Below are 1,080 nucleotides of genomic sequence, written 5' to 3' on the forward strand. Positions count from 1 at the left end.
GTCACACCCGTTCCCATTCCGAACACGGCAGTTAAGCTCTTCAGCGCCGATGGTAGTTGGGGGTTTCCCCCTGTGAGAGTAGGACGCCGCCAAGCAGTTATATATGGAGGATTAGCTCAGCTGGGAGAGCATCTGCCTTACAAGCAGAGGGTCGGCGGTTCGATCCCGTCATCCTCCACCATTTTTACACTTGCCGGTGTAGCTCAACTGGTAGAGCAACTGACTTGTAATCAGTAGGTTGGGGGTTCAAGTCCTCTTGCCGGCACCATTTTCATACAAGCTTGATATAGCATATATAAATAGTTTATATGAGCCATTAGCTCAGTTGGTAGAGCATCTGACTTTTAATCAGAGGGTCGAAGGTTCGAATCCTTCATGGCTCACCATTTTATTATGCGGGTGTGGCGGAATTGGCAGACGCACCAGACTTAGGATCTGGCGCCGCAAGGCGTGGGGGTTCAAGTCCCTTCACCCGCATGTTCGCGGAAGTAGTTCAGTGGTAGAATACAACCTTGCCAAGGTTGGGGTCGCGGGTTCGAATCCCGTCTTCCGCTCCACTATTTATTTATGCCGGGGTGGCGGAACTGGCAGACGCACAGGACTTAAAATCCTGCGGTAGGTGACTACCGTACCGGTTCGATTCCGGTCCTCGGCACCATCTTCATCTTAATATGCGCCCGTAGCTCAATTGGATAGAGCATCTGACTACGAATCAGAAGGTTGTAGGTTCGACTCCCGCCGGGCGCACCATATTTTTTTCGGGAAGTAGCTCAGCTTGGTAGAGCACTTGGTTTGGGACCAAGGGGTCGCAGGTTCGAATCCTGTCTTCCCGACCATGATTTTTTTGGGGCCTTAGCTCAGCTGGGAGAGCGCCTGCCTTGCACGCAGGAGGTCAGCGGTTCGATCCCGCTAGGCTCCACCAAAAAAACTTGACAAGCCAATTTGGCTTTGATATGATAAGAAAGTTGATTCTTTAAGAAGAGTCAAATTGCTCTTTGAAAACTGAACAAAACAAAGCGCCAACGTTAAATTTTAAGTGAGCACACACTATCAAAAAAGCAAATGAGCAAGTCAAACATT

At 49.6% G+C, this 1,080-nt stretch carries 9 tRNA genes and 1 rRNA gene; all 10 read left to right on the forward strand.

The features are described 5' to 3' along the window. Positions 1-95, forward strand: a 5S ribosomal RNA gene (rrf, locus tag ACFRAK_RS29575); the annotation flags it as partial. Between the two features lie 10 nt (positions 96-105). Further along, positions 106-181 (forward strand) — tRNA-Val (locus tag ACFRAK_RS29580). Positions 182-192: 11 nt separating this feature from the next. Beyond that, positions 193-268, forward strand: a tRNA-Thr gene (locus tag ACFRAK_RS29585). A gap of 42 nt (positions 269-310) precedes the next feature. Beyond that, positions 311-386 (forward strand) — tRNA-Lys (locus tag ACFRAK_RS29590). A gap of 9 nt (positions 387-395) precedes the next feature. Then, positions 396-477, forward strand: a tRNA-Leu gene (locus ACFRAK_RS29595). Positions 478-482: 5 nt separating this feature from the next. Beyond that, positions 483-557, forward strand: a tRNA-Gly gene (locus ACFRAK_RS29600). Between the two features lie 12 nt (positions 558-569). Beyond that, positions 570-658: transfer RNA gene (locus ACFRAK_RS29605), tRNA-Leu, on the forward strand. Between the two features lie 15 nt (positions 659-673). Beyond that, positions 674-750 (forward strand) — tRNA-Arg (locus ACFRAK_RS29610). Positions 751-759: 9 nt separating this feature from the next. After that, positions 760-836, forward strand: a tRNA-Pro gene (locus tag ACFRAK_RS29615). Between the two features lie 10 nt (positions 837-846). Next, positions 847-922: transfer RNA gene (locus tag ACFRAK_RS29620), tRNA-Ala, on the forward strand. The last annotated feature ends 158 nt before the right edge of the window (positions 923-1,080 follow it).

Source organism: Peribacillus sp. NPDC056705 (assembly GCF_043656335.1).